The following is a 12,489-nucleotide window of genomic DNA, read 5'->3' as shown; positions in this document are numbered from 1 at the left end:
AAGCACTGAGCGCCCCACCCGCCCCACCCGATCCACCCGATCCACCCCCCCGACCCGGGCGCGACCGGGACGGGCGCGCGGGCCCGGGCGCCCCTCCCGCCGGGGACGGGTGCCCGGGCCCCGTCGCGCCCGGCGCGGCGCGCTCAAGGCCGGCGCCCGCGGCGCCGACGACCACGAGCGTGATCCGCCCCCCCGCCCCCAGCGGCCACCCCCCGGCCCGGCGCGCGTGAGCGCCGCGCTCGCCCTGCTCGCCAGCGCGCTGTGGGGCACCTCCGACTTCCTCGGCGGCACCGTCAGCCGCCGCCTGCGCGCCGTGCAGGTCCTCGCCGTCTCCCAGGTGCTCTCCTGCGCCGTGCTGCTGGCCGTGCTCGGCGGCCTCGTCGGCGTCCGCCCGGCGGGCCCGGCCGCCTCCTGGCTGGGCTGGTCGGTGTTCGCCGGCGTCACCTGGGCCGGGGCGATGGCGGCGCTCTACACCGCCCTGGCGCGCGGCACGATGGGCGTGGTCGCCCCGATCGCCGCCGGCGGGACCGCGCTGCCGGTGCTGCTGGGGCTGGCCGCCGGCGAGCGGCCCGCGCCGCTGCAGCTGGCCGGCGTGGCCGTCGCGTTCACCGGCGTGGTGCTCTCCGCCGGTCCCGACCTGCGCGGCGGTGGACGCCGGCAGGGCGGCGCGGTGCTGCTGGCGCTGGTGGCCGCCGCGCTGTTCGGCGTGGAGGTCTGGGCCCTGGCGCGCGGCAGCGCCGCCTCCGTGCCCGCCACGCTGCTGGGGATGCGGGTCACCTCCGCCGTCCTCGTCGTGCTCGCCGCCGCGGCCACCCGCCGCGGCGAGCAGCGGGTGGGCGCGCGCGACCTGCCGCCGCTGCTGGCGCTGGGCGTGCTCGACCTGGCCGCCACCGCCGCCTACGCCCTGGCCTCGCGCGGCGAGCTCGTCAGCGTCGTGGCCGTGCTGGCCTCGCTGTACCCGGCGGTCACCGTGGTGCTGGCGCGCCAGGTGCACGGCGAGCGGCTGCGGCCCGTGCAGGCCGCCGGCGTCCTGGCCGTCCTCGCCGGCGCCGTCGCGACGAGCCTGGCGTGACGCGGCGCGAGCGCGGGCGGCGCCGCGGGGCCGGGGCACCACCCGTTCGGGGGGTGCAGCCGTCGCCGCGCGGCACCGAAGACCTCCCTGACGCACGGAAGGAGGTCGACGTGAGCGCACCGCCCACGCCCGCTGCACCGCGGGCGCGCCGCCCGCGCCGGCGCGTGGCGCTGCACGCCGCGCTGCTGCTGCCCGCCGCGGCCTTCATGCTCAGCACCGTCCCGGGGGTGCGGCCCGTCGACGGCTACGTGGTCGCGCTCGACGGCGTGCTGAACAACCTCGCCTACGCCGGTGCCGCGCTGCTGTGCCTGGTGCGCGCCCTGCGCGCGCCCGCCGGCCGCACCGGCGCGCTGCTGCTGGCCGCGGGCCTGGCGCTGTACGGCTCGGGCAACGTGGTGTGGGCGTTCGTGGTCCGCCCGATGGCCGACCCGCCGTACCCCTCGCCCGCCGACGCGCTCTTCCTGTCCTTCTACCCGCTGGCCTTCGCCGCCCTCGTGCTCACCGCCCGCCGCGGCGCGCAGCGCTTCGCCGGCACCCTGTGGCTCGACGGCGTCGTGGCGGGCCTGGCCGTGGGCGCGGTGGCCGCCGCGGTCGCCGTCGGCCCGGTGCTGGACGCGCCCGCGCAGGGGTGGGCCGCCGTGGCGGTCACCTCCGCCTCCCCGCTGCTGGACCTGGTGCTGCTCGTGCTGCTGGCCGCGGTGCTGTCCATGCACGGCTGGCGCCCCTCGGCGGGCCTGTGGCTGCTGGCCGCCGGTCTGGTCCTCTTCGTCCTGGCCGACCTGGCGTACCTGCTGCACACCGCGCAGGGCACCTACGTGCCCGGGCGCACCGGCGACGGGGTGTGGGTGCTCGGCGTCGTCCTCGTCGCCCTCGCCCCGGGCTGGCCCGCGCGCGCCGGCGGCTCGCGCCTGCCCCGCTGGGCCGTCGTGGCGGTGCCGCTGCTGTCCACCGCGCTGGCGCTGGGCGTGCTCGTCACCGACCACTCCCTGCACCTGCACTCCGTGGCCGTGGGCCTGGCCGCCGCGACCGTGGTGGCCGCCCTGGGCCGGCTGCTGCTGACCTTCCGCGAGGTCGCCAACCTGGCCGAGAGCCGCGAGCTGGCGCTGACCGACGAGCTGACGGGCCTGGGCAACCGCCGCGCCCTGTACCGCGCCGTGGAGCGCACCGCCGCCGAGCGGCGCCGCGAGCCGCAGGTGCCCGTGGCCCTGCTGCTGCTGGACCTGGACCGCTTCAAGGAGGTCAACGACAGCCTCGGCCACCACGCCGGGGACGAGCTGCTGCGCGCCGTCGCCGGCCGGGTGCGGCGCTTCGCCGAGGGCGCCGGTGCGCACGTGGCGCGCCTGGGCGGCGACGAGTTCGCCGTGCTGCTGCCGGCCGGCGCGGGCGCCGACGCGCACGCCGCCCAGGTGCACGCCCTGCTGGAGGCGCCGGTGGCGGTGGAGGGCGTGCAGGTGCGCGTGCGCACCAGCGTCGGCGTCTCCGTCCTGCCGGCCGGCGAGCTGGACGCCTCGGCGCTGCTGCGCCGGGCCGACGTGGCGATGTACCGCGCCAAGACGCAGGGGTTGGGCACCTTCACGTACAGCGTCGAGACCGACGAGTTCGCCTCCGGCGACCGCCTGGCCACCGCCGCGCTGCTGCGCGACGCCGTCGAGCGGCGCGCGCTGACGCTGCACTACCAGCCCAAGGTCGACACCACCACGGGCCACGTCGGCAGCGTGGAGGCGCTCGTGCGCTGGCAGCACCCCACCCGCGGGCTGCTCTACCCCGACGCGTTCCTGCCCGTCGTGGAGGGCGCCGGGCTCATGGAGGAGATGACCACCGCCGTCCTGGAGCAGGCCCTGGACCAGGCCGCCGCGTGGCGCCGCGCCGGGATGCCGCTGGCCGTGGCCGTGAACCTCTCGGCCTCCTCGCTCTCGGACCCGCGCCTGCCCGAGCGCGTCGCGCTGCTGCTGGCCGCCAAGGGCGTGCCCGCGCACCTGCTGGAGATCGAGATCACGGAGGACTTCCTCATGGCCGACCGCGAGCGCGCCCAGGTGATCCTGGCGGGCCTGCGCCGGCGCGGCGTGCGCGTGGCCGTCGACGACTACGGCACCGGCTACTCCTCCCTGGCCTACCTGCGCCAGCTGCCGGTGGACGACCTGAAGCTGGACCGCTCGTTCGTCACCGACCTGGTGGCCGACCCCCGCGCGCGCGCCATCGTCCGCTCGACGGTCATGCTGGCGCACTCGCTGGGCCTGCGGCTGGTCGCCGAGGGCGTCGAGGACGAGCCGACGTGCCGCGAGCTGACCGAGGCCGGCTGCGACGTCGTGCAGGGCTGGTACTACGCCAAGGCCCTGCCGCCGGCCGACCTGGAGGCGTGGGTGACCCGGCACCGCTCGGCCGCCCCGCAGCACGTCGCGCCGGTCGTGCCCTCCCCCGCGTCCCCGGCCTCCCCCGCGTCCGCGGCCTCCCCCGCGTCCCCGGCCCCGGCCGTCGCGGCGGTGGCCCCGTGAGCCTGCTCACCGGCGCCCTCCCGCGCCCGCGCACCGCCGGCGGCGGCGAGCTGCTGCACGGCGCCGAGCTGCTGCGCGGCGCCGCGGCCGTCGCCGCCGCCCTGCCCGAGGCCGAGGCCCTGGCCGCCGCGCTGGGGCAGCCGCTGACCGCGCGCCTGCCCTGGTGGCGCGCCCGCCTGTCGGTGCTGCCGGACGCGGCGCCCTGGGCCGCGCTCGTGCGCGGCGCCGACGGGCGGCTGCGCGCGGCCGCCGTGCTGGCCGAGGAGGCGGACCCGCTGCGCCCGGGCGCGCGCCGCAGCGTCCTGCTCTCCGGCGGCGAGGGCTACCTCGCCGGCGTGGCCGCCGCCGACCCGGCCGCCGCCGCCGCGCTGGGCCGGGCGCTGGCCGTCGGCGCGGCCGCCGGCGGCGGCGCCCTGGCGCTGGAGGACCTGCCCGACGACGCCGTCACCGCCGCGCTGGCCGACGGCGCCGGCGCGCGCGTGGAGGCGCTGGCCCCGGTGCCCGTGCAGCACCGCCCGGCCGGGGACGGCGCGCTGTTCAGCCACGGCACCCGCAAGACGCTGCGCAAGTCGCACAACCGCCTGGGGACGGACGGGGTGGCGGCCCGCTGGGCGAGCACGTCGGACCCGGAGCGGCTCGAGGAGCTGCTGCCGCAGCTGGAGCTCGCCCACCGCGACCGCGACGACGCTCACGGGCTGCCGTGCGTGCTGGACACCCCCGCCGGGCGCGCCGGCTGGCTGGCGCGCGCCCGCGAGCTGTGCGCGGCCGGGGTGCTGGAGGTGGTCACGCTGCACCTGGACGAGCAGCTGGCCGCCTACGTGCTGGGCGTGCGCGACGGGGCCCGCTACGGCGTGCTGGAGGGGCGCTTCAGCACCCGCTTCGCCCGCTACTCCCCCGGCCGGCTGCTGGAGGCCCACGTGCTCGAGCGCGCCCTGGCCACCGACGGCGTGGAGGTGCTGGACTGGATGACCGGCGTGGCGCCGGAGACGCTGCTGGCCGCCGACGGCGCCGAGGCGCGGGTGGCGGTGCGCCGGGGCTGAGGCGGGCGCGGCGGCAGCGCGTGCAGCACCACGTCGCGCACCGCGCCGCCGGCGGCCGTCAGCGTCAGGTACGTGCACGCCGGCTGCCGGCGCCGGTCGGTGGGCGAGCCGGGGTTGAGCAGCCGCAACCCTGACGCGGTGGTGGAGTCCCACGGCACGTGGCTGTGCCCGAAGACGAGCACGTCCAGCGCGCCGGCGTGCAGCGCGTCGCAGCGGCGCTCGCGCCCGGCGGCCGCGCCGGTCTCGTGCACCACGCCGAAGCGCACCCCGCCGGCGGTGAAGGACGCGAACGCGGGCACGAGCGCGCGCACGTCGGGGCCGTCGTTGTTGCCGGCCACGCCCACCAGGCGCCGGGCGCGCGCGGCCAGCGCCTCGACGGTGGCCGCGTCGACCCAGTCGCCGGCGTGCACCACGACGTCGGCGGCGTCCACCGCCGCCCACACCTGCGCGGGCAGCTCCCTCGCCCGCCGCGGCAGGTGGGTGTCGGCCAGCAGCAGCAGCCGCACCGCCGCGTCCCCGCCCACCGGCGCGCGCCTCAGCCCAGCGAGCCCAGCTGGCGCACCCGCACCGTCTCGGGCAGCTCGCGCAGGCGCCGGCCGACGTCCTCGGAGGCCGCGGCCGCGATGTCGGTGACCACGTAGCCCAGCTCGCCGCGGGTGGCGAGCTGCTGGCCCTCGATGTTCACGCCCTCGTCCGCCAGGATCCGGTTGATCGCCGCGAGCACCCCGGGCACGTTGCGGTGCAGGTGCGCCAGGCGCACCCGGCCGGGCGCGGTCTCCGTGGCCAGCGGCGGCAGGTTCACGCTCAGCGTCGTGGAGCCGTGCAGGGCGTAGTCGCGCAGCTTGGCGGCGACGAACCGGCCGATGTCCTCCTGCGCCTCCTCCGTCGAGCCGCCCACGTGCGGGGTGAGGATGACGTTGTCCAGCCCGCGCAGCTCCGACTCGAACGCCTCGCCGCGGCCCTTGGGCTCCTGCGGGAAGACGTCGACCGCGGCGCCGGCGATGTGGCCGGACTCCAGGTGCCGGCGCAGCGCGGCGTGGTCGACGACGAAGCCGCGCGAGAGGTTCAGGAAGATCGAGCCCGGGCGCATCCGGGCGAACTCCTCCTCGCCGAAGAAGCCGCTGTTGCTGCTGCGCCCGTCCACGTGCAGCGTCACCACGTCGGCGACCTCGAGGACCTCGTGCAGGCTGCCGCAGCGGCGCGCGTTGCCCAGCGCGAGGCGGTCGGCGGTGTCGTAGAAGAACACGCTCATGCCCAGCGCCTCGGCCACCACCGACAGCTGCGAGCCGATGTTGCCGTAGCCGACGATGCCCAGGCGCCGCCCGCGCACCTCGTGCGCGCCGGCGGCGGACTTGTCCCACACCCCGGCGTGCATGAGGCGGTCCTTGACCGTCAGCCGCCGCGTCAGGGCGATGACCTCCGCCAGCGCCAGCTCCACGACGCTGCGGGTGTTGCTGTACGGGGCGTTGAAGACGGCCACGCCGTGCGCGGCCGCGGCGGGCAGGTCGACCTGGTTCGTGCCGATGCAGAACGCGCCGATCGCGCGCAGCGCGGGGGCGTTCTCCAGCACCTTGGCGGTGACGTGGGTGGTGGAGCGGATGCCCAGCAGCTGCACCCCGTCCAGGCGCTCGACCAGCTCGCCCTCGTCCAGGGCGCCGGCGGCCGTCTCGACCTCCCAGCCGGCCTCGTGCAGCAGGGTCCGCGCGTCGGCGTGGATGTTCTCCAGCAGCAGCGCGCGGGGTGCGGGGGCCTGCGCGGGGTGCAGGGCGGGCACGGTTCCTCCAGCGGTCACGGGAGCGGGGGCACCCAGTCTGGCGCACCCGCGGACCGGCGCCGACCACCCCGCGACCGCCCCGCGAGTCCTCGGTGCGCGACCCGCGAGCCCCCGGTGCGCGGCCCGGCCGGCGCGGCCGGTCAGCCGGTGGCGCCGCCGTCGTGCGCCGCCAGGCGCGCCACCGCCAGCTCCACGGGCTCCGCGCCGCCGACCAGTTCCAGCACCCGCCCGCCGAGCGGCACCGTGGCGGCCACGTCCAGCAGCTCGCGGCACACCGCCGCCACGTCCGCGCGCGGCACGCTGCCGCGCTCGACGGAGGCGTCCAGGTGCACCCGCCCCGCGGGGGCCTCGTCGGTCAGGCCGCCGGGCCGCAGCACCGTCACGTGCAGCCGGCCGGCCGCGGCGCGCGCCAGCAGCTCCTGCTCGGCGGCCAGCTTGGCGCGCAGGTAGGCGACGAACACCTCGTCCAGCTCCGGCGGCGCCGCGCCGTCGCGCACGGCGTCCACCCCGTACGAGGAGATCAGCAGGTAGTCGCGCACCCCGGCCGCCTCGGCGGCGTCGGCCAGCAGCACCGCCGCCGCGCGGTCCACGGTGTCCTTGCGGGCCGCGCCGCTGCCGGGCCCGGCGCCGGCGGCGAAGACCACCGCGTCCGCCCCGCGCAGCGCGCCGGCCACCTCGACGGCGTCGGCGGACTCCAGGTCCAGCACCACCGCCCGGGCGCCGTCGCCGCCCACGTCCGCCACGTGGGCCGGGTCGCGCACGAGCCCGGTCACCTCGTCGCCGCGCTCGGTGAGCAGGCGGGTCAGCAGGCGGGCCACCTTGCCGTGGGCCCCGGCGATCGCGACGTGCACGCCCGCGACGCTAGGCGCCCCGGTCGGCGCGCGCACGCGCTGGCCCCGGCGCGCCGCCCGGGGACCCCTGCGCGCCCGGGGGCGCGTGCGGCAGACTCCCGCCGTGCCGGACACCGCCACCGCCCCCTCCCCCGCACCGGTCACCACGGTGCGCGCCCGCCTGGAGCTGGAGGCCGAGGCGCCCTCCGAGGCCGCGCTGCTGCTGGCCGTGGCACGCCGCCCCGGCCAGCGGGTGGTGGCCGAGGAGCTGCGCGTGGAGGGCCCGGACGGGCCCGTGGACGTCACCGCCGTCGAGGCCGGCGACGGGGCCGTGCTGCACCGCTTCACCGCGCCCGCCGGGGGCACGGCCGTGGCGTACGCCGCCACCGTGCGCGCCGGGCGGCGCACCGGGCAGCGCCTCGGCGCCCTGGAGCGCTGGGAGCTGACCCGGCCCAGCCGCTACTGCCCCTCCGACCGCCTCGGCGCCTTCGCCGCGCGCGAGTTCGGCGAGGTGCCGCGCGCGCAGCTGCCGGCGGCGGTGGCCGCCTGGGTGCACGAGCGGCTGGAGTACGTGCCCGGCTCCAGCTCGCCCACCGACACCGCGCTGGAGACCCTGCTGGCCCGCCAGGGCGTGTGCCGCGACTACGCGCACGTGACCACCGCGCTGCTGCGGGCGCTGGACGTGCCCGCCCGGCTGTGCTCCGCCTACGCCCCGGGGCTATCCCCGATGGACTTCCACGCCGTCGTCGAGGCGGCCCCCGAGGGCACCTGGGAGGTCGTCGACGCCACCCGCCTGGCACCCCGGCCGGCGCTGCTGCGCATCGCCACCGGCCGCGACGCGGCCGACACCGCGTTCCTGACGACCTCGGGGCCGGTGCGGCTCGAGGCCATCGAGGTGCTCGCCGTGGTCGAGGGCGAGCTGCCCCGCGACGAGCACGGCCCCGGCGCCGCGCTGCCCTGACGGGGCCGCCCCCGGTGCCCGCGCGGGGCACCGGGGCGCGCGGGGCTAGAGCTCCTCGCCCGCCAGCGTCGCCGCGTCGGGGCGCGCCTCCAGGCGCTCGTCCGGGATCGGCTTGCCGGAGACCACCGAGACGCCGTAGGTGCCGTCCTCGATGCGCTTGAGCGCGTCCTCGACGCTGTCCAGGCGGCGCCGGGCGCCGTCCAGCAGCCCCTCCTGCTCGGCGGCCTGCTGCTCGTGGGCGCCCTCGTCGCCGAAGTCGTGCCCGCCCGTGGGCAGGTCCGCGGTGGCGCCGGACTCCATCCGCGAGGTGATGCCCTCGATCGTCCCCTGCAGCTCGCGCCGCATCTCCAGCAGCCGCTCGCGCGCGACCTGCGTGTCCATCTCGTCCGTCCCCTCCTCGTGCCCGCCGGGCGCCGTGCCCACGGAGCCGCCCACCCGCCGTGCCGGTCGTGGCCGCGGCGGTGCAGGGCACGTGTCTACCCCGCCCCGGGCCGCCCGGCACGGCGGGGCCGGGCGTCGCCTCGCGGGCGCGGCGGGGCCGGGCCATGCTGGAGCGGTGATCCCCGTCGACCTCGCGCTGCAGCTGAAGGCCGCCGGCCTGGAGTGGCACCCGGCGCCGGGCGACCGGTTCGTCATCCCGCACCGCGGCATGGACGAGGACGTCTTCACCCTCAGCGACATGACGGTGGAGGTCCACGACCACCCCACGGGGCGGATCATCGGCTTCAACGGCACCACCGAGTGGGCGCTGGACTCCGTCGACCAGCCGGAGGCGTGCTGGCTGCCGGCCGAGCACCAGCTGCGCGAGCTGCTCGGGGAGCGCTTCACGCGCCTGGAGCGCCGCGACGTCGGCGACGCGGTCGTGCACCGGGTGCTGCTGCTGGACGAGCACGGCGCCGACGCCTTCGAGGCGGCCGACCCCGCGGAGGCCTACGGGCGCGCGCTGCTGCACCACCTCTCCGGCGCGCCGGGCGGCAGCACCGGCACCACCGGCTCCACGGCCGCCACCACCTGAGCGCCCCGCCCGGCACCCGGCGCCCCCCGTCGCGCCCCGGGCAGCCCGCCGGGCGCCTCACTCGGTGCCGGGCTCGTCCTCCTGCCGCGCCAGGAAGCGCTCGAACTCCGCGCCCAGCTCGTCGGCGGTGGGCAGGAACGCCTCCGCCGCGCCCGTGCCGCGGCCCTCGTCGCCCTGGGCGTCGTACTGCTCCTCCAGGGCGCGCACCACGGCGGCGGCCTCGGCGGAGTCAGCGACCTGGGCGTCGACCTCCACCCGCGTGGCCGAGGCGGCCTCCTGCAGGCTCTGCACCGGCAGCGAGAGCCCGGTGACGCCGGCGATGGTGCGCACGAGCACCGCGGCGGCGTCGGGGTACTCGTTGCCGGCGAGGTAGTGCGGCACGTGGGCGAGCACGGAGAGCACGTCGTGACCGCTCTGCCCGCCGCGCAGGGCCAGCAGCGCGGCGGCGTGGCCGGGCACCTGCGCCTCGACGTCCCAGGTGCGGAAGCCCTCCAGCAGCTCCGGTCGGGTGGCGCTGGCCGTCACCCCGCTGGGGCGGGTGTGCGGCACGGCGGTGGGCGCGGCGCTGAGCACGGTGGTGTGCACCACGCCGAGGCGGTCCGCCAGCTGCCACACCGCGCGCACGAACCGCTCCCACTGCACGTCCGGCTCCGGGCCGTGCAGCAGCAGCAGCGCCGAGCCCTCCGGGTCGCGCAGCACCTCCACCCGCAGCACCGGCGAGTCGACGTCCTCCCAGCGGTCGCCGCTGAAGGTCATCAGGGGCCGCCGCGCGCGGTAGTCGTGCAGCTGGTCGACGTCGAACGTGGCGACGACGCGGTGCTCGCACACGCCGCGCAGGTGCTGCACGGCCAGGCGCACCGCCCCGCCCGCGTCGACGAAGCCGGACAGGGCCACGACGAGGTGGGCCTCGACGAGGGGCGGCAGCTCGTCCTCGAGGGTGTACAGCGACGCGGGATCCAGCATGGGCACATTCTCGCCCCGCCCCGGTGGCGCGGCCCGGCAGGGTGCTGCCGCGGCGCGCCTCAGCCGCGGGCGGCCGCCGGCTCCCCCGCCGCGCGCTCCAGCTCCGCGGCGCGCTCGGCGCGCAGCTGCTCGATGGCGGCCTCGAAGTCGGCCAGGGAGTCGAACGCCTGGTACACCGACGCGAAGCGCAGGTAGGCGACCTCGTCGAGCTCGCGCAGGAACGGCAGCGTGGCCAGGCCGACCTGGTGGGCGTCGATCTCCGCGGCGCCCTGGGCGCGCACGGCCTCCTCGACGCGGTGCGCCAGCAGGGCGATGTCGTCCTCGCTCACGGGACGGCCCTGGCAGGCCTTGCGCACACCGCTGGCGATCTTCGCGCGGCTGAACGGCTCGCTCGCCCCGGAGCGCTTGAGCACGGACAGGCTCGCGGTCTCCAGAGTGGTGAAGCGCTTGGAGCAGTTCGGGCACTGGCGGCGGCGGCGGATGCTGCTGCCGTCCTCCGTCGTCCGTGAATCGACGACGCGCGAATCGGCGTGCCGGCAGAACGGGCAGTGCACCGCAGCTTCCTCCCACGCGACCCCGGGAGCGCCGGCGCCGCCGTCGGCCCGGGCGGCCGGGGCGGGACCCGCGCGCAGCCCGGGCTCCGGATCGTGCGCTGACGGTACGTCGCCCGCGGCGGCGGCGGCAAGCCGCCCGGCGCCGCACCCCTCGGCGGCCACGCCGGCCCGCCCTCAGCGCAGGTCGGGCAGGACCAGCCGCTGGCCGGCGCGCAGGGCCTGCGAGGGCAGGTCGTTGGCGTCGGCGATGCGGGCGGCCACCTCGCGCCAGTCGCGACCGGGAGCCAGGTCCGCCGCGATCTGCGAGAGCGTCTGCCCGGGCAGCACCGTCACCGCCGCGACCGGGCGCGGGGCGGGGGCCGGGGCACCGCCGGGAGCACCGGCCGCACCGGGCCCGGCGGCGGCGACCGCCGCCAGCACCGCACCGCCCAGGGCACCGGCGGCCGTGCACGTCAGCGCCAGCCGGCCGCGGCGCGTCAGGCGCAGCGGGCCGCGGGCGGCCGGCCTCCGGACCGGCGCGCGGACGGCGGCGGGGACGGCGGCGGGGACGGCGGCGGGGACCTGCGCGGGGACCGCGGCCGGAACGAGGGCGAGCGGGGCGCGCCGGGGTGCGCGCGGGAGGGTGCGGGGTGCGCGCGGGAGGGTGCGGGGCGCGGGCCAGGCGAGGGCGGTGCTGCTCACGGCGAGGACCTCCTGCTCGGGAGCCCGTTCGAACGGGTGTTCGAACGGGCGGGGCTGTTCTACCACCGGAGCGCCGGTGGTGCGCAAGCCCCGGCGGTGCTGCGCGCGCCGGTGGGCCGGTGCGCCGCCGCGGTCCGGACCGGGGTGCGGGAGGCACCGTGCCACCCGCCCCCGACACCGGGCCGCGACGCCGGGCTCCGCGACCGGGGCCCCACCACCGCACCGGCCGCGCACCGGCGCGCCGCGCGACACGTTCGAACACCTGTTTGAGGCCGTGGGGCGGCGGCGGTAGCGTCGGGGCAGCCGCGGGACGCCGCGGCCGGCGGACGTGGGGAGTGGGCGTGGACGACGTGCGGGACGGGACCGCGGACGAGGGCACCGGCGCGTCGGTGCACGCGCTGCCCGACGGGCCGCTGGACGGCGCCGGGCTGACCGCGCGCCAGCGCCGCGTGCTCGAGACGATCCGCGAGGCGGTCGAGCGCCGCGGCTACCCGCCGAGCATGCGCGAGATCGGCCAGGCCGTCGGCCTGACCAGCCCCAGCAGCGTGGCCCACCAGGTCAAGACGCTCGAGCGGCTGGGCCACCTGCGCAAGGACCCGCGCCGCCCACGCACGCTGGAGGTCGTCACCCCCGGCCCGGGGCACGGCGTGCTCACCGCCGACGCGGCCACCACCGCCGACGAGCGCCCCGCCGTCACGTACGTGCCCGTCGTCGGGCGCATCGCCGCCGGCGCGCCCGTGCTGGCCGAGCAGCTCGTCGAGGAGGTCTTCCCGCTGCCCGCGCAGCTGGTGGGCGCGGGCCGGCACTTCATGCTGCGCGTGGTGGGCGACTCGATGGTCGACGCGGCCATCTGCGACGGCGACTGGGTCGTGGTGCGCCAGCAGCCCACCGCCGAGAACGGCGACGTCGTGGCGGCCATGATCGACGGCGAGGCCACCGTCAAGGTGCTCCAGCGCCGCGACGGGCACGTGCTGCTGCTGCCGCGCAACGACCTGTACCAGCCCATCGACGGCGACGACGCCACCGTCCTGGGCCGGGTGACGGCGGTGCTGCGCAGCCTGTGAGCCGCCCGCGCCGGCGCCCGCGGGGTGCCGGCGCGCCGGCGCC

General features: G+C 78.8%; 12 protein-coding genes and 1 pseudogene. 6 read left to right on the top strand and 7 right to left on the bottom strand.

What is annotated here, in order from left to right:
• The first annotated feature begins 226 nt into the window (after positions 1-226).
• The 3 genes and pseudogenes from ACRYMN_RS12620 to ACRYMN_RS12610 all read left to right on the top strand — a co-directional run.
• Positions 227-1,072: an EamA family transporter gene (locus ACRYMN_RS12620; protein ID WP_432495533.1), complete on the top strand. Its 846-nt coding sequence runs from the start codon at positions 227-229 to the stop codon at positions 1,070-1,072.
• Between the two features lie 110 nt (positions 1,073-1,182).
• Complete coding sequence (locus tag ACRYMN_RS12615) at positions 1,183-3,564, top strand: putative bifunctional diguanylate cyclase/phosphodiesterase (protein WP_432495531.1); 2,382 nt, start codon at positions 1,183-1,185, stop codon at positions 3,562-3,564.
• Positions 3,561-4,484, top strand: a pseudogene (locus ACRYMN_RS12610) (GNAT family N-acetyltransferase); the annotation flags it as partial. The gene ACRYMN_RS12615 and the pseudogene ACRYMN_RS12610, both read left to right, overlap by 4 nt.
• On the opposite strand, the gene ACRYMN_RS12605 reads toward ACRYMN_RS12610, so the two are convergent.
• From ACRYMN_RS12605 to ACRYMN_RS12595, 3 genes are all read right to left on the bottom strand, one after another.
• Positions 4,451-5,128 (bottom strand): metallophosphoesterase family protein, encoded by a 678-nt coding sequence (locus tag ACRYMN_RS12605; protein ID WP_432495529.1) that lies wholly within the window; start codon positions 5,126-5,128, stop codon positions 4,451-4,453. The pseudogene ACRYMN_RS12610 and the gene ACRYMN_RS12605 sit on opposite strands and share 34 nt — an antisense overlap.
• A gap of 11 nt (positions 5,129-5,139) precedes the next feature.
• Positions 5,140-6,378 carry a phosphoglycerate dehydrogenase gene (gene serA, locus ACRYMN_RS12600; protein ID WP_432495527.1) on the bottom strand — a complete coding sequence of 413 codons (1,239 nt, stop codon included), beginning with the start codon at positions 6,376-6,378 and terminating at the stop codon, positions 5,140-5,142.
• A 140-nt stretch (positions 6,379-6,518) separates the two neighbouring features.
• Positions 6,519-7,229 (bottom strand): NAD(P)H-binding protein, encoded by a 711-nt coding sequence (locus tag ACRYMN_RS12595; protein WP_432495525.1) that lies wholly within the window; start codon positions 7,227-7,229, stop codon positions 6,519-6,521.
• A gap of 103 nt (positions 7,230-7,332) precedes the next feature.
• Here ACRYMN_RS12595 and ACRYMN_RS12590 point away from each other — a divergent pair, with 103 nt between their 5' ends.
• Positions 7,333-8,169: a transglutaminase-like domain-containing protein gene (locus ACRYMN_RS12590; protein ID WP_432495523.1), complete on the top strand. Its 837-nt coding sequence runs from the start codon at positions 7,333-7,335 to the stop codon at positions 8,167-8,169.
• A 45-nt stretch (positions 8,170-8,214) separates the two neighbouring features.
• Here ACRYMN_RS12590 and ACRYMN_RS12585 read toward each other — a convergent pair whose 3' ends face one another.
• On the bottom strand, positions 8,215-8,592 hold the full coding sequence (locus ACRYMN_RS12585) for a TraR/DksA family transcriptional regulator (RefSeq protein WP_432495521.1): 378 nt from the start codon (positions 8,590-8,592) through the stop codon (positions 8,215-8,217).
• 133 nt (positions 8,593-8,725) lie between these two features.
• On the opposite strand from ACRYMN_RS12585, the gene ACRYMN_RS12580 reads away from it, so the two are divergent.
• Entirely contained in the window at positions 8,726-9,184 is a 459-nt protein-coding gene (locus ACRYMN_RS12580) for a pilus assembly protein CpaE (RefSeq protein WP_432495519.1), read from the top strand.
• A 57-nt stretch (positions 9,185-9,241) separates the two neighbouring features.
• On the opposite strand, the gene ACRYMN_RS12575 is transcribed toward ACRYMN_RS12580, so the two are convergent.
• The 3 genes from ACRYMN_RS12575 to ACRYMN_RS12565 form a co-directional block, all read right to left on the bottom strand.
• Entirely contained in the window at positions 9,242-10,147 is a 906-nt protein-coding gene (locus tag ACRYMN_RS12575; protein ID WP_432495517.1) for a proteasome assembly chaperone family protein, read from the bottom strand.
• A 59-nt stretch (positions 10,148-10,206) separates the two neighbouring features.
• Complete coding sequence (gene nrdR / locus ACRYMN_RS12570; protein WP_432495515.1) at positions 10,207-10,701, bottom strand: transcriptional regulator NrdR; 495 nt, start codon at positions 10,699-10,701, stop codon at positions 10,207-10,209.
• A 174-nt stretch (positions 10,702-10,875) separates the two neighbouring features.
• Positions 10,876-11,382, bottom strand: a complete 507-nt coding sequence (locus ACRYMN_RS12565) for a LysM peptidoglycan-binding domain-containing protein (RefSeq protein WP_432495513.1) — start codon at positions 11,380-11,382, stop codon at positions 10,876-10,878.
• A 341-nt stretch (positions 11,383-11,723) separates the two neighbouring features.
• Between ACRYMN_RS12565 and lexA the strand changes: the two genes are divergently transcribed.
• Positions 11,724-12,446 (top strand): transcriptional repressor LexA, encoded by a 723-nt coding sequence (gene lexA, locus ACRYMN_RS12560; RefSeq protein WP_432495511.1) that lies wholly within the window; start codon positions 11,724-11,726, stop codon positions 12,444-12,446.
• Positions 12,447-12,489: the final 43 nt, after the last annotated feature.

Source organism: Kineococcus gypseus, assembly GCF_050871305.1.
GTDB lineage: Bacteria > Actinomycetota > Actinomycetes > Actinomycetales > Kineococcaceae > Kineococcus > Kineococcus gypseus.
Note: the sequence above shows the minus strand (reverse complement) of the source record. Positions and strands in the feature narration are given on the sequence as shown.

Coding starts and splice junctions, on each gene's coding strand:
- ACRYMN_RS12575 (WP_432495517.1), bottom strand. CDS start 10,147: ATGCTGGATCCCGCGTCGCTGTACACCCTCGAGGACGAGCTGCCGCCC.